This window comes from Comamonas testosteroni TK102, from assembly GCF_000739375.1.
Lineage (GTDB): Bacteria > Pseudomonadota > Gammaproteobacteria > Burkholderiales > Burkholderiaceae_C > Comamonas > Comamonas brasiliensis.
Map to the genome: position 1 here is coordinate 393,746 of NZ_CP006704.1, position 19,974 is coordinate 413,719.

Here is a 19,974-nt window from a genome sequence, read left to right on the forward strand (position 1 = left end):
CAACCGCTTTAAAACAAAGGATTTGCGCTTGGTTCGTTGCTGAAACCAAGGCAAATCCAGCGGTGGCTGCAATGATTTTTGACGAAAAGGAAAGAGTTACATGAAATCGCTACTCGACCTGTTCAAGCAATTTACGCCTGATGAGCATTTCGATGCCATCAAGATCGGCCTGGCCTCGCCCGAGAAGATCCGTTCCTGGTCTTTCGGTGAAGTGAAGAAGCCTGAAACGATCAACTACCGTACTTTCAAGCCCGAGCGTGATGGTCTGTTCTGCGCCAAGATCTTTGGCCCGATCAAGGACTACGAATGCCTGTGCGGCAAGTACAAGCGCCTCAAGCACCGCGGTGTGATCTGCGAGAAGTGCGGCGTTGAAGTCACACAGACCAAGGTGCGTCGCGAACGCATGGGTCACATCGACCTGGCCGCGCCCTGCGCCCATATCTGGTTCCTGAAGTCCCTGCCTTCGCGCCTGGGCCTGGTGCTGGACATGACGCTGCGCGACATTGAGCGCGTGCTGTACTTCGAAGCCTATGTGGTGACCGACCCCGGCATGACTCCGCTGAAGAAGTTCAGCATCATGACCGAGGACGACTACGACGCCAAGCAACTCGAGTACGGCTACGATGAGTTCACCGCCAAGATGGGCGCTGAAGGCATCAAGGACCTGCTCGAAGGCATCGACATCGACGTCGAGATCGAGCGCCTGCGCAACGATCTGACCGGCTCCGAAGTCAAGGTCAAGAAGAACGCCAAGCGCCTGAAGCTGCTGGAAGCGTTCAAGAAGTCCGGCATCAAGCCCGAGTGGATGGTGATGGAAGTGCTGCCCGTGCTGCCTCCCGATCTGCGTCCTCTGGTGCCTCTGGACGGTGGCCGTTTCGCCACTTCCGACCTGAACGACCTGTACCGCCGCGTCATCAACCGCAACTCGCGTCTGCGTCGTCTGCTCGAGCTCAAGGCTCCTGAAATCATCGCGCGCAATGAAAAGCGCATGCTGCAGGAAGCAGTGGACTCGCTGCTGGACAACGGCCGTCGCGGCAAGGCCATGACGGGCGCCAACAAGCGTGCCCTGAAGTCTCTGGCCGACATGATCAAGGGCAAGAGCGGTCGTTTCCGTCAGAACTTGCTGGGCAAGCGCGTGGACTACTCCGGTCGTTCCGTGATTACCGTGGGTCCTTACCTCAAGCTGCACCAGTGCGGTCTGCCCAAGCTGATGGCGCTGGAGCTGTTCAAGCCCTTCATCTTCGCGCAGCTCGAGCAGCGCGGCATCGCCACGACCATCAAGGCGGCCAAGAAGGAAGTGGAAGCCGGTACGCCCGTGGTGTGGGACATCCTTGAAGAAGTCATCAAGGAACACCCCATCATGCTCAACCGTGCGCCTACGCTGCACCGTCTGGGTATCCAGGCGTTCGAGCCCATCCTGATCGAAGGCAAGGCCCTGCAACTGCACCCGCTGGTCTGCGCGGCCTTCAACGCCGACTTCGACGGTGACCAGATGGCTGTTCACGTGCCCCTGTCTGTCGAAGCGCAGATGGAAGCCCGCGTGCTGATGCTGGCCTCGAACAACGTGCTGTTCCCCGCTTCGGGCGAACCCTCCATCGTTCCTTCCCAGGACGTGGTGCTGGGTCTGTATCACGCCACGCGTGAAAAGATCAACGGCAAGGGCGAAGGCATGGTGTTTGCCGACCTGATGGAGCTGCAACGCGCTCTGGATGCCGGCGAGACCGAACTGCACGCCAAGATCAGCGTGCGCCTGACCGAGTGGAACAAGAACAAGGAAACCGGCGAATTCGAGCCCGTGACCTCGCTCGTGGAAACCACCGTGGGCCGTGCCCTGCTGTCTGAAATCCTGCCCAAGGGCCTGGCTTTCAGCAACATGAACAAGGCGCTGAAGAAGAAGGAAATCTCCAAGCTGATCAACGCCTCCTTCCGCAAGTGCGGTCTGAAGGCCACGGTCGTGTTTGCCGACAAGCTGCTGCAAAACGGCTTCCGTCTGTCCACGCACGCTGGTATCTCGATCTCCATCGACGACATGCTGGTGCCTCCGCAAAAGGCCGACATCCTGGCCCGCGCAGAGTCCGAAGTGAAGGAGATCGAGCAGCAGTACGTCTCGGGTCTGGTGACCTCCGGCGAGCGCTACAACAAGGTGGTGGACATCTGGGGCAAGGCCGGTGACGACGTATCCAAGGTGATGATGGACCAGCTCAAGGTCCAGAAGACCACAGACCGTCACGGCAACGAAGTCGATCAGGAATCGTTCAACGCGATTTACATGATGGCCGACTCCGGCGCCCGCGGCTCCGCAGCGCAGATTCGTCAGCTGGCCGGTATGCGTGGTCTGATGGCCAAGCCTGACGGCTCGATCATTGAGACGCCTATCACCGCGAACTTCCGCGAAGGCCTCAACGTGCTGCAGTACTTCATCTCGACCCACGGTGCTCGTAAGGGTCTGGCCGACACGGCGCTGAAGACGGCTAACTCCGGTTACCTGACTCGTCGTCTGGTGGACGTGACGCAGGATCTGGTCGTGAACGAACAGGATTGCGGTACCTCCAACGGCTATCTGATGCGCGCCATCGTCGAAGGCGGTGAAGTGATCGAATCCCTGCGCGACCGCGTGCTGGGCCGCTCGACCGCCGAAGAAGTGCTGCACCCCGAAACCCGTGCCGTGCTGGTGCCTGCCGGTACCTTGCTCGACGAAGACACCATCGAAGAGCTGGAAGCTCAGGGCGTGGACGAAATCAAGGTGCGTACGGCTCTGACCTGCGAAACCCGTTTCGGCCTGTGCGCCACCTGCTACGGTCGCGACCTGGGTCGTGGCGGCCTGATCAACCTCGGCGAAGCCGTGGGTGTGATCGCTGCCCAGTCCATCGGTGAACCCGGCACGCAGCTGACCATGCGTACCTTCCACATCGGTGGTGCCGCTTCGCGTGCTGCCATCGCTTCGAGCGTGGAAGCCAAGTCCAATGGTGTCATCGGCTTCAACAGCACGATGCGCTATGTGTCCAACACCAAGGGCGAGCTGGTGGTGATTTCGCGTTCCGGCGAGATCGTGATCAGCGAAAACGGCCGTGAGCGCGAGCGTCACAAGGTGCCTTATGGCGCCGTACTGACCATCAAGCCCGATGAAGCCATCAAGGCCGGCAAGATCCTGGCGAACTGGGACCCGCTGACCCGACCCATCATTACCGAATACGCCGGTCAAGTGCGTTTCGAGAATGTGGAAGAAGGTCTGACGGTGGCCAAGCAGGTCGACGAAGTGACCGGTCTGTCCACTCTGGTGGTGATCGACCCCAAGCGTCGTGGCTCCGCCAAGGTAGTGCGTCCCCAGGTCAAGCTGATCGACGCCAACAACCAGGAAGTCAAGATCCCTGGTACCGACCATGCCGTGACGATCGGCTTCCAGGTCGGCGCCCTGATTCAGGTGCGCGACGGCCAGGACGTGGGCCCCGGCGAAGTGCTGGCCCGTATCCCTGTGGAAGGTCAGAAGACCCGCGACATTACCGGCGGTCTGCCCCGTGTGGCCGAACTGTTCGAAGCCCGTACGCCCAAGGACAAGGGCACTCTGGCCGAGATGACCGGTACTGTGTCCTTCGGTAAGGAAACCAAGGGCAAGATCCGACTGCAGATCACCGATCTGGAAGGCAAGGTCTGGGAAGAACTGGTGCCCAAGGAGCGCAACATTCTGGTCCACGAGGGCCAGGTGGTGAACAAGGGCGAGTCCATCGTTGACGGTCCTGCCGATCCTCAAGACATCCTGCGTCTGCTGGGTATCGAAGAGCTGTCGCGCTACATCGTGGACGAGGTGCAGGACGTTTACCGCCTGCAGGGTGTGAAGATCAACGACAAGCACATCGAAGTGATCGTGCGTCAGATGCTGCGTCGCGTGATCATCGAGAACTCTGGCGATACCACCTACATCCAGGGTGAACAGGTCGAGCGTTCCGAGGTGCTCAACACCAACGAACAGATGCAGAAGGAAGGCAAGCTGCCTGCCACGTACTCCAACGTGCTGCTGGGTATCACCAAGGCTTCGCTGTCGACCGACTCGTTCATCTCTGCGGCTTCCTTCCAGGAAACCACCCGTGTTCTGACCGAAGCTGCCATCATGGGCAAGCGCGACGAACTGCGTGGCCTGAAGGAAAACGTGATCGTGGGTCGTCTGATCCCCGCCGGTACCGGTCTGGCCTATCACCAGGCTCGCAAGGCCAAGGACGAAATGGACGATGCCGAGCGTCGTGCCATCGCCGAAGCCGAAGAAGCCGAGCTGGCCGGTGTGCTGGCTGATGACGTCGAAGCACCTGCTGGCGACGCCTCTGCCGACTAAGCATGGCATTGGGCCGCGGCCGGCAACGGCTGCGGTTCGCTGCTGATGCACCGCGCTCCCGCTCTGCCTTGTGCAGACGGGAGCGTTTTTCATTGATCAAGACACGATTTGCGCAAGTTCGGATCAGGCATGGCGCTCTTTCGATGAACATGCCCACTGCGCCTTCCTGTCTGCCTCAGTTTCCCAAGTTTTTCAGGTCTGCTCTTCATGACTTCCAAGCCTTCCCAACCCAAGAACGCCGCGGCTGGTGCTGCTGTGCCCAATGCTCCTGCCCTGTGGCAACAGCTGGATGCAGTGGCCAAGGCCTTGCACGGCATCCTGGGTGGCCAGTCCAGCAAGGCTGTGCTGGCACAGGTGCCGCAGCGCTTGCGTCCGGGAGTGCAGGCCTTGCTGTTCCAGGTGCTGCGCAATCTGGGGCGTGCCCAGGCGCTGCAAAGGCAGCTGGTGTCGCGGGCTCCCGCGCCCAAGGTCAGCGCCCTGCTGAGCACGGCGCTGGCTCTGGCCTGGGATGAGGCGCAAGCCCCTTACCCGCCCTTCACCCTGGTCAACCAGGCCGTGGAAGCCGCCAAGAACGGTGCGGCACGCGCGCAGTCCGGCTTCATCAATGCCTGCCTGCGCCGCTTTCTGCGCGAGCGCGATGCCCTGGTGAGCGCCACTGACAACGATCCCGTGGCTGTCTGGAATCACCCTGCCTGGTGGATTGCACGGCTCAAGAAAGACCATCCCCAGGACTGGCAGACCATTCTGGCGGCCAACAATGCCCAGCCGCCCATGACGCTGCGCGTGAATGCACAGAAAAGCACGGCAGCCCAGTATCAGGATGCGCTGCAGGCGATGGGCCTGAAGGCGACGGCCGTCGCCGAGTGCGGTCTGCAGCTGGAGCAGGCCGTGCCCGTGCAGGAGCTGCCGCATTTCGACGAGGGCTGGGCCTCGGTGCAGGATGCTGCGGCGCAGGCTGCGGCACCGCTGCTGCTGGCCGGCTTGCCCCAGCACCAGGGGCGCCCGCTGCGCGTGCTGGATGCCTGTGCCGCGCCCGGCGGCAAGACCGCCCATCTGATCGAACGTGCCGTGCCTGGCAGCATCGAAGTCACGGCCCTGGAGATCGATCCCGAGCGGGCTCGTCGCATCGATGAAACCCTGTCGCGCCTGGGCTTGAAGGCCAAGGTGCTGGTGGCCGATGCCTCCGCTCCAAAGGACTGGTTCGAATCTCAATGCGGCGCCCAGCCCTTCGATGCCATCTTGCTTGATGCGCCCTGCACGGCATCGGGCATTGTGCGTCGCCAGCCCGATGTGCGCTGGCTGCGCCGTGAAAGCGATGTGGCCCAGCTGGCAGACATACAGTCCAGGCTGCTGGACACCTTGTGGCCGCTGCTGCAGCCCGGCGGGCGCATGGTCTATTGCACCTGCTCGGTCTTCAAGGCCGAGGGCGATGCCCAGATGCAAGCGTTTCTTGCACGCAACACTACGGCGGCCAGCTTGCCTGCTCCGGGCCATTTAATTCCCGGCAAAGCCGCCAAACACGATTCCGTGTCCGACAATCCCCTGGGTGACCACGACGGCTTTTTTTACGCTCTGCTGGAAAAATTGCGCTAACGCTGTAGCGGGGGCCTTTCGGCGTGCGGCCCGTGCAGCCTCGATGGTGCTGGCGCTATCCCTGGTATTCGTGCTGGCCCGGGCCGATACCGTGCCGCCGGACATCAGCTCCATGCAGCTCACGCGCACCGAGGACGGCGTGTTTCTCTCGGCCAATCTGCAGTTCGAGCTGCCCGGTCAGGTGGAAGACGCCCTGCGCCAGGGCATTCCCATGTATTTCATTGCCGAAGCCCAGGTACAGCGCGAGCGCTGGTACTGGTCCGATCAGCAATTGGGTATTGCCACCCGTTATTACCGCATCACGCACCAGCCGCTCACCAAGCGCTGGCGTCTGCATATCTCCAACTCCGCCTTCACCGGCGGCAGCGGCACCGGGCTGGCGCTGGGCCAGACCTACGAGCAGCTCGAGGATGCCATCGCGGCCATTCAGCGCATCTACCGCTGGAAGATTCTGGAGCCCGCCCAGCTCGGCTCCACCTCGGGCGTTTCGGTGCAGCTGCGCTTTCGCGTGGATCTGTCGTCCCTGCCCAGGCCTTTGCAGATCGGTGCGCTGGGGCGCTCGGGCTGGAATCTGCAGATGTCGCGCACGCAGACCCTGGAGGCGACTCCCTGATGGCAGACTTCAAGCTCCCGGACGGCGAGGCCGGCGGCTCCTCGGCCGCACGCTGGTCGCGCGCCACGCGCTGGGCCGTCGGTACGGGCGTGGTGCTGATGGTGGTGGTGGGGGTGCTGCTGCTGTTCCTGCTGACCCTGGCCACCAACAACCGGCTGGCCTACGAGCGCAACTACAACTGGCTGTTTGCGGCCAATGTGGTGGTGGCCGGATTGCTGCTGCTGGTGCTGTTCTGGGGCGGGGTGCGCCTGGCGCTGAGGCTCAGGCGCGGGCGTTTCGGCAGCAAGCTGCTGCTCAAGCTGGCCGGCATCTTCACCCTGGTGGGCTTGCTGCCGGGCTTGCTGATCTATGTGGTGTCCTACCAGTTCGTTTCACGCTCCATCGAGAGCTGGTTCGACGTCAAGGTCGAAGGGGCGCTGTCCGCCGGCGTGAGCCTGGCCAGCGCCACGCTGGATACGGTGGCCAACGACATGGCCAACAACACGCGCACCGCAGGCCTGCAGCTGTCCCAGACCTCGGATGCCGGGGCCGCGCTGATGCTGGAGCGCATCCGCGATCAGATCGGCGCCACCGATGTGGTGCTCTGGAACGCCTCGGGCAAGGCCATCGCCAGCGCCGGCCAGTCTCTGTTCAGCCTCGCACCCGAGCGGCCCAATACCCAGCTGCTGCGCAGCCTGAGGGAGCAGGGCGGCCAGCGCGCCGTGGCCAGCATCGAAGGTCTGGATGATGCCGGCGACGTGCCTGCCGAGCAGGCCGCCGCCAATGCCAAGGTGCGCACGCTGGCGCTGGTACCCAGCTCGGCCGTGAATCTGCTCGAAGAAGCGCGCTATCTGCAGGCCACGATCCCCTTGCCTCAGGCCCTGGTCATCAATGCCCTGGCCGTGCAGGAGGCCAATCGCGAGTACCAGGAGCGAGCGCTTGCTCGCGGTGGTTTGCAGCGCATGTACATCGGCACATTGACGCTGGCGTTGTTTCTGGCCGTGTTTGGCGCCGTGGTGCTGGCCGTGGTGCTGGGCAACCAGCTGGCCAAGCCGCTGCTGCTGCTGGCCCAGGGCATGCGTGATGTGGCGCGTGGCGATCTGCGCCCCAAGCCCGCGTTGCAGAGCAAGGACGAGATCGGCGGGCTGACGCGCTCCTTTGCCGTCATGACCCAGCAACTGGCCGATGCGCGCTCCGATGCCAATCGCAATCTGCTGCAGCTCGATGCAGCGCGCAGCAATCTGCAGACCATTCTGGACAACCTCACATCGGGCGTCATCGTGCTCGATCGTGCCGGGCGCATCGTGCTCAGCAACCCCGGCGCGACACGCATTCTGCGTGCGCCCATGGCGGTATTCCAGGGCAAGCGACTGCGCGATGTCTCGGGCCTGCAGGACTTTGCCCGTGTGGTGCAGGAGCAGTTCGAGATCTTCCTGGGCGATGCTTCGGCCCAGCAGGGGCGGGACCGCTGGCAGCAGGTCTATGAGCTGGACGCCGGCAACGGCAACGGTGATGTGGTGCACAACACCACCAGTCTGGTCATGCGTGGTGCGGAGCTGCCCGAGGACCAGCGCCTGCTGGTGTTCGATGATATTTCGGAGATCGTCTCGGCCCAGCGTGCACAGGCCTGGGGCGAGGTGGCGCGCCGCGTGGCGCATGAAATCAAGAATCCGCTGACGCCGATTCAGCTGTCTGCCGAGCGTCTGGCCATGAAGCTGACCGACAAGCTGCAGCCTGTGGACCAGGCGCTGCTGGCCAAGTCGGTGAAGACCATTGTCGATCAGGTGGCTGCGATGAAACGCCTGGTCGATGAGTTCCGCGAGTACGCACGCTTGCCGGCGGCCAATCTGCAGCCGCTGGATCTGAATGCTCTGATCGCCGAGGTGCTGCAGCTCTATGGCGAGGAAAATGCGACGGTGCGCGTGGAGGCATCCCTGGACGAAGCTTGCCCGCCCATCCAGGGCGATAGCCAGCAATTGCGCCAGGTCATCCACAATCTTTTGCAAAATGCGCAAGATTCCACGGCGCAAAGAGCGCAGGAAACAGGGCAGACTCCGGGCTCCGTCACCATCGAAACCCGCTGGATGGACACGGCCCAGCGTGTGCGCCTGAGCATCAGCGACAGTGGCACAGGTTTTGCTCCCAATATTCTGCAAAGAGCTTTCGAGCCCTATGTGACCACCAAGTCCCGCGGCACCGGCCTGGGCCTGGCGGTGGTCAAGAAAATCGCCGACGAACATGGCGCAAGAGTGGACCTGGGTAATCGAGAGGAAGACGGGGTAGTTCAAGGCGCGCGAGTGTCGCTATCATTTGTACCTAACGACCGTGCAGGGACGGCTTGATCCCGTTCAGCACAAGGCATAGCAACAGGCTTTAGACACATGGCAAACATACTAGTGGTCGACGACGAACTGGGGATCCGGGATTTGTTGTCGGAAATCCTCAACGACGAAGGTCATAGTGTGGACGTGGCAGAGAACGCCACGCAGGCACGCGTATCCAGGGCCACCAACAACTACGATCTGGTGCTGCTGGACATCTGGATGCCGGACACCGACGGCGTCACCTTGCTCAAGGAATGGGCCACGGCCGGTCAGCTCACCATGCCCGTCATCATGATGAGCGGCCATGCGACCATCGAGACGGCCGTCGAGGCAACGCGCATCGGCGCGCTGTCCTTCCTCGAAAAGCCCATCACCATGCAGAAGCTGCTCAAGGCAGTGGAGCAGGGGCTGGCGCGCAGCACGGCCAGCCAGGGCTCGGAAGCCGCCTCGCATGCCAGCAATGGCACCGCGCCATCGGCCGTGGTCAGCATCACGGCGCAGGCGGCAGAAGACAATCTGCCCAATTCGCACCAGGGCTTCGATCTCGACCGCCCCTTGCGCGAGGCGCGCGACGGCTTTGAAAAAGCCTATTTCGAATTCCACCTGGCCCGCGAAGGCGGCTCCATGACGCGCGTAGCCGAGAAGACCGGCCTGGAGCGCACCCATCTGTACCGCAAGCTGCGTCAGCTGGGCGTGGATCTCGGACGCAATCGCCGCGGATAATTTCCAAAAAAATCGCAGTTTTCGATTTGGGCTCGAAAAGTGTGCCTATAATCGTGGCTTCGGCACTGAAGAGTGTTGATGAAGGCCCGGTAGCTCAGTCGGTAGAGCAGAGGATTGAAAATCCTTGTGTCGGCGGTTCGATTCCGTCCCAGGCCACCAGATTCCAAGCCCTGGATCATTAATGATTCAGGGCTTTTCTGCATCTGGATCTGATCCGTGTCCGGAGGCATTCGCAGACCGGCGAGTGCTGCGATCTGGAATGCCCAGGCGGGGCGGGATGCGGAAAAATATGCCTATAATCGCTGCTTCAGCACATTCAAGTTGCTGGACAGCAAAGGCCCGGTAGCTCAGTCGGTAGAGCAGAGGATTGAAAATCCTTGTGTCGGCGGTTCGATTCCGTCCCAGGCCACCAGATTGAAAGCCCTGGATCAGCAATGATCCAGGGCTTTTCTCATTGCCGCCTTGAATGTCTGCAACGGGCTGTGGGCAGCAAAAAAGCAGAGCGGCTTGCGCTTGCTTTGGCTCGATTTCAAGGCGTTTCAGCTCCAGTTCGCTTTGTAGGTATGCGCAACCAGCTTTTCATTTGATAGCGCCTGCATGCTGCCGTTAAGCTTGCAGCTTTCATCGTGCACAGACAGGCACAGGAGCGCGTGTGACAGCAGAGCAGCAACCAAGGGCGTCGCAACCGGCCGCGAACTGGCAGCCGGGCCTGATCGCCATCCACGGCAACCAGACCGAGGCGCTGGCCGACACCGTGCTGGCCTGGCTGGCGGCGCATCCCTTGCAGGCGCTGGAGCCCGAGATCGTGCTGGTGCAAAGCAACGGCATGGCCGAGTGGTTCAAGATGCGCATGGCCGAGCAGCAGGGCGTGTGCGCCGCAGCACAGGTCGAGTTGCCGGCGCGCTTTGTCTGGCGCAGCTACCGGCAGATTCTGGGCAGGCACGAGGTACCGCGCGAATCGCCGCTGGACAAGACGCCCATGATCTGGCGCCTGATGCGTCTGCTGCCGCAGTGTCTGGGCGAGCCAGCGTTTGCGCCCATTGCCAGCTTTCTGCGCCCCGCAGAGCCGCAGCGCCTGCTGCAGCTGGCCGAAAAGCTGGCCGACCTGTTCGACCAGTACCAGATCTACCGCGCCGACTGGCTGGCCGCCTGGGAGCAGGGCGAGGATGTGCTGCGCACGGCGGGCCGCCCCGACGCGCCCGTGCCTGAAGGGCAGCTCTGGCAGCCCCAGCTATGGCGCAAGGTGCTGGCCGAGCTTGATGAGCAGGAGCGTGCCGCCACCCGCCCGGCCCTGCTGGCACGGATTCTGGGCGCGCTGCAAAGCGGTCAGCCGCCGGTCACGCCGCTGGCGCGCCGCGTGGTGGTGTTCGGCATGAGCCAGATGCCTCTGTCGCTGATGCAGTTTCTGAGCGGCATTGCTCAGCACAGCCAGGTGCTGATTGCCGTTCCCAACCCCTGCCGCTTTCACTGGGCCGATGCCATCGACGGGCGCGAGCTGCTGCGCCAGCAGCGCCGCCGCCATGCCGACAAGGGCGGCAAGGACCTGGCGCAGATTCCCCTGGCAGCCATGCACGCCCATGCCCATCCGCTGCTGGCGGCCTGGGGACGACAGAGCCGCGACTATGTGCGCCAGCTCGATGCCTTCGACACCACGGGCGACACTGCCGTTCAATGGGGCTGGCCGCGTGTGGATGTGTATGACGAGGCCGATGCAAGTGAGCTGATCGACGCACCGCTGCTGACCCAGGTGCAGCAGCGCATTCGCGATCTGGTGCCCATGTCGGAGCACCCTGCGGTCGAGATCGCAGCGGCAGACCAGTCCATTGTCTTTCACAAGGCCCATGGCCTGGTGCGCGAGCTTGAAGTGCTGCATGACCAGCTGCTGCAATGGCTGGCCGAGCCTGTCGCTGCGGGCCGCGCCGCGCTGGCGCCGCGCGAGGTGGTGGTCATGCTGCCGTCGATCGAAGAGGCGGCACCCGCCATCCGCGCGGTGTTCGGCCAGTATGGCCGCCACGATGCCCGCCATATTCCGTTTGACATTGCCGACGTGGGCGCGCGCGCCAGCAGCCCGCTGGTGACCGCGCTGCAATGGCTGCTCAAGCTGCCGCAGCAGCGCTGCCGCCTGAGCGAGTTGTGCGACCTGCTCGATGTGCCCGCCGTGGCGGCGCGCGTGGGGCTGGCGGCCGACGATCTGCCCCAGCTCACGCACTGGATGGTCGGCGCAGGCATTCGCTGGGGGCTCAACCATGCGCAGCGCGCCCAGCTGGGTCTGGCGGCCTGCGGTGATCCCAACAGCGCCTGGTTCGGCCTGCGCCGCATGCTGCTGGGCTATGCCAGCGGACCGGCGCTGGAGGCCGCCTTCGACGAGGCACAGGCTTTTGCCGGCATGGAGCCCTATGACGAAGTGGGCGGCCTGACGGCCGAGCTGGCCGGATCGCTGGCCAGCTTGCTGGGGCGCATGCTGCAGTGGTGGCAAACGGCTGCAACGACCGCGGCTGCCGAGGTCTGGGCCCAGCGTTTTCGCAGTCTGATGGACGACTTCTTTGTCGCGCAGGGCGATGAGGACCAGGCCCTGTGCGCCGCACTCGACACGGCCCTGGTCGGCTGGCAGGCCGCCTGCGAGCAAGCGGGCTTCGATGCCCTGATTCCGCTGGAGGTGGCGCAGGAGGCCTGGCTGCAGGCCCTGTCCGAGCCCGCGCTCAACCAGCGTTTTCGCGCCGGCGGCGTGACTTTCTGCACGCTGATGCCGATGCGGGCCATCCCCTTCGAAGTGGTGTGCCTGCTGGGCATGAACGATGGCGACTACCCGCGCCGCGCCACGCGAGTGGACTTCGATCTGATGGCCCTGCCCGGTCATCAGCGCCCCGGCGATCGCGCGCGCCGCGACGATGACCGTCAGCTGATGCTGGATGCCTTGCTGTCGGCCCGCAGCAAGCTCTATATCAGCTGGGCCGGCCGCCATGTGCGCGACAACAGCGAACAGCCCCCCTCGGTGCTGGTCTCGCAGCTGCGCGACTATCTGCGCCAAGGCTGGCAGGGCGAAGGCAGCTCAGGCCTTTGCGCCAGCGAGCGCGGAGATCTGCTGCTGGCCCAGCGTACCCGCCAGCATCCTTTGCAGCCCTTCAGCCGCCGCTATTTCGAACAGGCTTCAGGGCTGTCGACCTTCGCGCGCGAATGGTATGGCGCGCATGAGCAGCGGGCAGCGCAGGCGCTGCCGGTCGTGGCCGCCTTCGAGCCCGACCCCGAGGTGCCGCTGACGCTGGCGCGACTGACGGAATTTCTGCGCCATCCCGCACGCAGCTTTTTGCGCAACCGCCTGCAGGTGCGCTTTGAGCAGGACGAGGAACTGCTGGAGGACGATGAGCTTTTCAGCGTCGATGGCCTGACCGCCTACGGCCTGATTCAGCAGCTGCAGCAGGGCGTGCGCACGCAGCTGGCGCACGATGCGGCGCTGGACGTGGGCCTGCAGGTGCAGCGCCAGGTGCAGCGTCTGGGGCGTGCCGGCGTGCTGCCGCTGGCAGGTCTCGGCAGGCGCGAGGCCGAGGCCTTGCAGGCCCAGGCCACGCCGTCGCTGCTGGCCTGGCAGCAGCAGATGCGGCAGTGGCCCCATGCGGCGCCGCGCGAGCGGCTGTTGCTGCACTCCGGCGCGGTCACGCTGGACGACTGGATGGATGGCTTGCAGGAGCGCGAAGAGCCGTCCTCGGATGCGGGCTACAGCCGCTGCTGGTTCGCGCTGGAGCCGCGCACGCTGCTGAACAAAAAAGGCGAGCTGCAGGCCCATAAGCTGCTGCCCATTTATGTGCGCAGTCTGGCGCTTTCAAGCACGGGCACCGACACGCTGATGGGGGTGATCGCACGCGACACCCTGGTCTGGGTGCAGCCGCTGGAGCCTGAGGTGGCCACGCAGCGCTTGCAAGCCTTGATGCAACTGTGGCTGGCGGGCCAGAACGAGCCCTTGCCGCTGCCTCTCAAGGCCGCCATCGCAGCCGGCCTGGACGATCTGAGTGCCGCCGCACAGGCCTACGAAGGCGGCTACATGCTGGGCGGCGAATGCGAAGACCCCAGCTGGGCGCGCTGCTACCCAGACTGGGAGGCGCTGACGGCTGATCTGCGCTTTCATGCCCTGGCCAAACAGGTCTATGGCCCGCTGCATGACTGGCTGGCCGCGCAGGTGCAGATCGAGGGCCTGCCCCTGATGCAGCGTGCAGACCAGGACGAACAACCAGGAGAGCCGGCATGAGCGCGCCCGCCAACCCGATGAAGCCCGGCAGCCAGGCGCTGCAGCCCCTGCAATTCCCGCTCTGGGGTTCGCGCCTGATCGAAGCCAGTGCGGGCACAGGCAAGACCTGGACCATTGCCGCACTCTATCTGCGGCTGGTACTGGGCCACGGCGCCGAGAACGGCTTTGCCCGGGCATTGATGCCGCCCGATATTCTGGTCATGACCTTCACGCGGGCTGCCACACGCGAGCTGTCGGATCGCATTCGTGACCGCCTGATCGAGGCCGTGCAATGCTTTCGCGGCGAGGCTGAACCGGCGGCGCACGACAGCTTCTTGCGCGATCTGCGCGATGCCTATGCCGAAGGCACAGAGCGCGACACTGCGGCCTGGCGGCTGGACATGGCTGCGCAGTGCATGGACGATGCTGCTATCCACACCATAGATGCCTGGTGCCAGCGCATGCTGCGCGAGCATGCGTTCGACAGCGGCAACCTGTTTGATGAAACGCTGGAGGCCGATGAAAGCCAGCGTCAGACCGAGGCTGCACAGGATTACTGGCGCCAGCAGTGCTACCCGCTGTCGGGCGAGGTGCTGGAGACGGCGCTGCAGGTCTGGCCCGATGTGCATGTGCTGGTCAAAGACATGCAATCGCTGCTGCGCGAAAACGTGCCCGCTGTGGCTGGTGTCGGGTCGTTGGGCGAATGCATTACGCAGACACATGCAGAGCGTGCGCAGCGACTGCAAGCGCTGGCCGATGGCTGGGAAGCCAAGTCCGAGCGCATGTTGCGCTGGATTGAGGGTGAACTAGACGGCCGCGCCGCGCTGTGGGACAGGCGAAAGCTGCAGGCTCGCTACTACACAGGCTGGTTTGCGGCGCTGACCGCTTGGGCGCAAGACCCGCTGAACCAGCCGCTGGAGCTCAGCGATTCCGCCCGCAAGCGCCTGTGCCCAGAGGGGATGGCCGAGGCCTTCAAGGGCTCGACCATGGACTTGCTGCTGCCCACCGAATTTTCCGAGCTAGAGCAATTGCTGAAAGCGTTGACCGGGCTGCCGTCGATCAAGGTGGCGCTGCGCCTGCATGCTGCAGTCCATGTCCAGCAGCGCCTGCTGTGGCTCAAGCGCCAGGCCGGCACCTTTGGCTTTGCCGATATGTTGCAGCGCCTGGATACCGCCTTGGCCGGCGATAACGGCCCCGCGCTGCGCGCCGGCATTCTGGCACAGTACCCGGTGGCGCTGATTGACGAGTTCCAGGACACCTCGCCGCTGCAATACCGGCTGTTCGACCAGATCTACCGCACGGCAGACAACAGCACGGACAGCGCACTGCTGCTGATCGGCGACCCCAAGCAGTCCATCTACGGCTTTCGTGGTGCGGACATCTACAGCTATCTGCAGGCCAGGCAGGCGACCGAGGGCCGCCACTATGTGCTGGACACCAACTTCCGCTCCACGCAGGCGCTGGTCGATGCGGTCAACCAATGGTTTGTGCAGGCTGAAGTGCGCGAAGGCGAGGGGGCGTTCCTGTTCCGCGCCGGACAGAGCAATCCGCTGCCGTTCGAGAGCGTCAAGTCAAATGGCCGCAAGGAGCGGCTGATGCAGGGCAGCCAGCGCATGGCAGCGCTGACTGTTGCCTGGGATGGCAGCAGTGGTGAACCGCTGAGCAATGACGACATCCGCCGCCGTGGGGCGGAGTTCTGCGCCAGCCAGATCGTGCAGTGGCTGATGGACGGTGCCACGGGCTTTGCCGAGGACGGTCAGCCGCTGCAGCGCCTGCGCCCGGCCGATGTCGCAGTGCTGGTGCGCACGGGCAAGGAAGCTACTGCCGTGCGCCGCGCGCTGGCGCGGCGCAATGTGGCCTCGGTCTATCTCTCCGATCAGGACTCGGTCTTCGCCAGCGGCGAGGCGCAGGATCTGCTGCTGTGGCTGCGTGCCGTGGCAGCCCCCCTGGACGCACTTGCCGTGCGCGCCGGTCTGGCCACGCCCATGATGGGTCTGTCGTTTGACGAGCTGGCCTGGCTGGCCAGCGATGACGAGGCCTTCGATGCGCGCAGCGAGCTGCTCAAGGAGCTGCACAGTCTCTGGCTGCGCCTGGGCGTGCTGGCCATGCTGCGCCAGACGCTGTACCGCTTTGAATTGCCGGCGCGCTGGCTGCAGGACATGGGCGGCGAGCGCCGTCTGACCAATTATCTGCACCTGGCAGAGCTGCTGCAGGGCGCGAGCGCCCAGCTGGAGGGCGAGCAGGCGTTGATCCGCTGGCTGGCCACCCAGATCGAGAGCCCGGGCGCGGCCGGCGATGCGCAGATCGTGCGGCTGGAATCGGACGCCGATCTGGTCAAGGTCGTCACCGTGCACAAGAGCAAGGGGCTGGAGTATCCGCTGGTCTGCCTGCCGTTTGGCGGCAGCTTCCGGCCTGTGGATGGCAAGGCGGCCTATCTTTCGCTGCCGGTGCAGATCGATGGCGCACCCGCACGCGAGCTGGTTCTGGACTACGACGATGTGCAGCTGGCGCAGGCCGACAAGGAGCGCCTGCGCGAGGATCTGCGCCTGCTCTATGTGGCGCTGACCCGTCCGCGCCATGCGCTGTGGATGGGGCTGGCCCCCATGAAGCGCAGCAGCAGCAAAAACTGTGCGAACGAACAGGGGGCGGCGGGCTATCTGCTGGCCGGAGCTGTTTCGCAGTCAGCAGCGGGCTGGCGCGCCAGCATCCAGGCCCTGAGCGAGCGTTGCACGGAGATCGCCGTGGTGGATCTGCCGGCCGAGCTACCCGTGGCCTCGCGCTATGTGGCCGCTCAGGCATTGCCAGCCCTGGCCGCCGCGCCGGTGTACGAGGCGCAGTTCGACCGCCGCTGGGGCATTGGCAGCTTTTCGTCGCTGACCCGCGCCATGGCCGCACCCAGCCTGCCGGTCCTGCCGGTGGCGGCACAAAGCCCCGCCGAGGACGAGCGTGCGCTGCAGGCCCAGGAGGCCGGTGAAGCTGCGCTGGACCTGGGCGTCATCAACGACGTCATGACCGCCCTGCCCACCTTGAGCAGATTCGCCGCCGGCGCGCGCAGCGATGCTGCGGTCTGGCACCGCTTCATGCGCGGCCCGGTGGTGGGCAATTTCTTGCACGACCAGCTGGAATGGCTGGCCGCAGAGGACTTTGCGCTGCAGGCTCAGGATGATCCCGACAACAGCGAGCCGCTGGCGGCCCGTCTGCTGCGCCGCTGCGAGCGCGCGGGCCGCAAGGAGCAGGCCGCCGATGTGCTGCAGTGGCTGCGCGCCGTGGTGCATCAGCCGCTGGCGCCTCTCGGTGTCTCGCTGGCCCAGCTGGGCGAAGGTGATGCGCTGTTGCCCGAGATGGAGTTCTGGCTGCCGGCGCGGCGCCTGTCGGCACCGCACATCGATGCGCTGTGCCGCCGGCATATCCTGCCCGGTCAGCCGCGCCCGGCGCTGCCAGAGCGCGAGCTGCACGGCATGCTGATGGGCTTTGCCGACCTGGTGTTTCACCATGCCGGCCGTTACTGGGTGCTGGACTACAAGACCAATCATCTGGGCCAGGACGCTGCGGCCTATGGCCCCGGGGCGCTGGAGCAGGCCATGCTCGAGCACCGCTATGACGTGCAGGCGGCGCTGTATCTGCTGGCTCTGCACCGTCTGCTGCAAAGCCGGCTGGGCGCGGCCTACGACCCCCGGGAACAACTGGGCGGCGCGCTCTATTTCTTCCTGCGCGGTCTCGATGGCGAGGCTGCCGGCATGCATGTCCTGAAGCCGCCGCTGGCGCTGCTGCACGGGCTAGAGGCGCTGCTTGGCGACTGCGAGCAGGCATCGAAGGAGGAGCAGCCATGAAGGGCCGCCGCAAAGCCGATCTGCAGACGCTGGACCTGTTTGCAGCCCTCGCGGATGGGGACACGATTGCGCCGGGCACCACGGACTGGCTGGCCGCTCTGGAGCGCCTAGCCGATGCCGGCCTGCTGCGCCGCCTGGACAGCGCGCTGGCGGCTTTTGTGGCCGCGCAGGACGCCGAGGCCGGGCCCGCGCTGCTGGTGGCCACTGCCGTGCTGGCGCAGATGGAAGGGCGCGGTCACAGCTGTCTACCCCTGCAGGCGCTGGCTGGCGATCCCCATCAGATTCTCGCCTGGCCCAAGGAGGCCGAGCGACTGCAGCAATCGCTATGGGAGCAATTGCCCGGCCGGCTGGCTGACTGGCTGCAGGCCCTGCGTCGCAGCCCCTTGGTGCGTGTCGTGCAGCCGGGCGTGGTAGCGGCTGACCGAGGCCAGCCGCTGGTGCTGCTGGACGGCGCTGCGCCCTTGCTGTATCTGCGCCGCTACTGGGACTACGAGCGCAGTGTCGCCGCCCATATTGCCCAGCGCACGGCGGCCGATGCGGTGGCGCTTGACGAGCCCAGGGTCCGCGACTGGCTGGCGCGGCTTTTCACGGGCTCGGCCGATGCCTCGACGGCGCCGGACTGGCAAAAACTGGCTTGCGCGCTGGCGCTGCGCGGGCGCATGTCCGTCATCACCGGCGGGCCGGGCACGGGCAAGACCTATACGGCCGCCCGCCTGCTGGCGCTGCTGTTTGCCACGGCGCCGGATGCCGCCCAGCTGCGCGTCGCGCTGGCTGCGCCAACCGGCAAGGCGGCGGCGCGGCTCAAGCAGTCCATCGACAGCTCGCTGCTGGAGCTCAAGGAGGCCGTGGGCCGTGAACTGGATCTGGAAGCGCTGGTCAAGCGCATGGGGGCGGCACGCACCCTGCATTCGCTGCTGGGCGCCAGGCCCGATACGCGGCGCTTTGCCCACCATGCGGGCAATCCGCTGGATGTCGACGTGCTCATCGTCGATGAGGCCTCCATGATCCACCTCGAGATGATGGCCGCGCTGCTGCAGGCCCTGCCGCCCACGGCGCGCCTGATTCTGCTGGGCGACAAGGATCAGCTCGCCTCGGTGGAGGCCGGTGCCGTGCTGGGCGATCTGTGCCGCGACGCGCAGCGGGGCAATTACGCACCGGACACCGCGGCCTATGCCGGGCGCGTGACGGGCCAGCCCCTGCCAGCGCAGTACCTGGCGCCAGCCAGGGCCTTGCCGCTGGCCCAGCACACCGTCATGCTGCGCGAGAGCCGCCGCTTTGGCGGCCCGATCGGTCAACTTGCACAGGCCGTGAATGCCGGCGATGCACCGGCTGCGATGGCGCTGCTGCGCACGCAAACCCAGGCTGGCCTGCATGCCGAACTCTGGGCACGTGAAGGCGGTGACGTCGAGTCCGTGGTGCGCAGCGCCGTGCAAGGCCGCGGCGGAATGGCCAGCTATGCCGCCTATGCCGAGGTGCTGGCTCAACATGGACAGGGCAAGGGGCGCGGCTTTGCCACCGAGGCCGAGCACCAGCAATGGGTGAGGGCCGTGCTGGCCGCCTTCGACCGCTACCGCCTGCTGTGCGCCGTGCGCGACGGCAACTGGGGCGTGGCGGGCCTGAACCGCGCGGTGGAGCAGGCCCTGCAGGCCATGGGCGCCATACGCAAGGAGGGCGAGTGGTATATGGGCCGTCCGGTGATGGTCACCCGCAACGATGCGCAACTGGGCGTGTTCAACGGCGACATCGGCATGGCCCTGCCCAGCTTTGCCGACCCGGCGCGGCTGCGCGTGTACTTCATGCAGGGCGAGCATCTGCACCATGTCAGCACGGCGCGCCTGGCCCATGTGGAGACCGCATTTGCCATGACGGTGCACAAGAGCCAGGGGTCGGAGTTCGAGCACACGGCGCTGGTGCTGGCCGCGCAGGGCGGTAACGTGCTCAGCCGCGAGCTGGTCTATACCGGCATCACGCGGGCGCGCAAGGCGTTTTCGCTGTGGGCCGAAGTGCCCGGCCTGTTGGTGTCGGCGATGGGCAGTCCCACGCAGCGCAGCAGCGGTTTGCTGGGATTCATGGAGAGTGCTCGGTAGCCTATGGGTGAGGTCCTGTTTTGATCGCTGCTGGCGCAATCCAGGTAGGAGCTGGAGGCTGATCCCGATCAGCCTTTATGGGACTTGCGCAAACAAGAATGCAACAACGGCCTGCCTGCTGAGGCAGTCATGCTGCCTGAACCCGTTTTGCGTGAGTCCTGCGATACAGGTAACCCATCTGGCCCGGCTCGAAGTGATGAGCCTGTGACACTGGCGCAGTCCAGGCGCGAGACGGCCAGCCAGGGCCACCCCGCAGCCAAGGTCGTCGTCCCTCTTCGGCAG

Annotated in this window: 8 protein-coding genes and 2 tRNA genes; all 10 read left to right on the top strand. The window is 64.9% G+C overall.

Annotation, left to right across the window (positions count from 1 at the left end):
• Window positions 1-100 precede the first annotated feature (100 nt).
• The 10 genes from rpoC to recD all read left to right on the top strand — a co-directional run bounded on the left by rpoC (window position 101) and on the right by recD (window position 19,692).
• A complete protein-coding gene (gene rpoC, locus O987_RS01825; RefSeq protein ID WP_003059328.1) occupies window positions 101-4,324 on the top strand; it encodes a DNA-directed RNA polymerase subunit beta' in 4,224 nt (1,407 codons plus the stop codon).
• A 207-nt stretch (window positions 4,325-4,531) separates the two neighbouring features.
• Entirely contained in the window at window positions 4,532-5,917 is a 1,386-nt protein-coding gene (gene rsmB, locus O987_RS01830) for a 16S rRNA (cytosine(967)-C(5))-methyltransferase RsmB (protein WP_043370630.1), read from the top strand.
• 43 nt (window positions 5,918-5,960) lie between these two features.
• Window positions 5,961-6,530, top strand: a complete 570-nt coding sequence (locus tag O987_RS01835; RefSeq protein WP_003059325.1) for a DUF4390 domain-containing protein — start codon at window positions 5,961-5,963, stop codon at window positions 6,528-6,530.
• Complete coding sequence (locus O987_RS01840; RefSeq protein WP_019043329.1) at window positions 6,530-8,851, top strand: sensor histidine kinase; 2,322 nt, start codon at window positions 6,530-6,532, stop codon at window positions 8,849-8,851. Before O987_RS01835 ends, O987_RS01840 begins: the two co-directional genes overlap by 1 nt.
• A gap of 39 nt (window positions 8,852-8,890) precedes the next feature.
• Complete coding sequence (locus O987_RS01845; protein ID WP_003059323.1) at window positions 8,891-9,556, top strand: response regulator; 666 nt, start codon at window positions 8,891-8,893, stop codon at window positions 9,554-9,556.
• 83 nt (window positions 9,557-9,639) lie between these two features.
• Window positions 9,640-9,715: transfer RNA gene (locus O987_RS01850), tRNA-Phe, on the top strand.
• Between the two features lie 177 nt (window positions 9,716-9,892).
• Window positions 9,893-9,968: transfer RNA gene (locus tag O987_RS01855), tRNA-Phe, on the top strand.
• A 240-nt stretch (window positions 9,969-10,208) separates the two neighbouring features.
• Complete coding sequence (recC, locus tag O987_RS01860) at window positions 10,209-13,796, top strand: exodeoxyribonuclease V subunit gamma (RefSeq protein WP_043370633.1); 3,588 nt, start codon at window positions 10,209-10,211, stop codon at window positions 13,794-13,796.
• Window positions 13,793-17,605: an exodeoxyribonuclease V subunit beta gene (recB, locus tag O987_RS01865; RefSeq protein ID WP_043370635.1), complete on the top strand. Its 3,813-nt coding sequence runs from the start codon at window positions 13,793-13,795 to the stop codon at window positions 17,603-17,605. The genes recC and recB overlap by 4 nt, the downstream gene beginning before the upstream one ends.
• The gene (gene recD / locus O987_RS01870) at window positions 17,602-19,692 is read left to right on the top strand and encodes an exodeoxyribonuclease V subunit alpha (protein WP_043370637.1); all 2,091 of its coding nucleotides are present in this window, start codon (window positions 17,602-17,604) and stop codon (window positions 19,690-19,692) included. The genes recB and recD overlap by 4 nt, the downstream gene beginning before the upstream one ends.
• The last annotated feature ends 282 nt before the right edge of the window (window positions 19,693-19,974 follow it).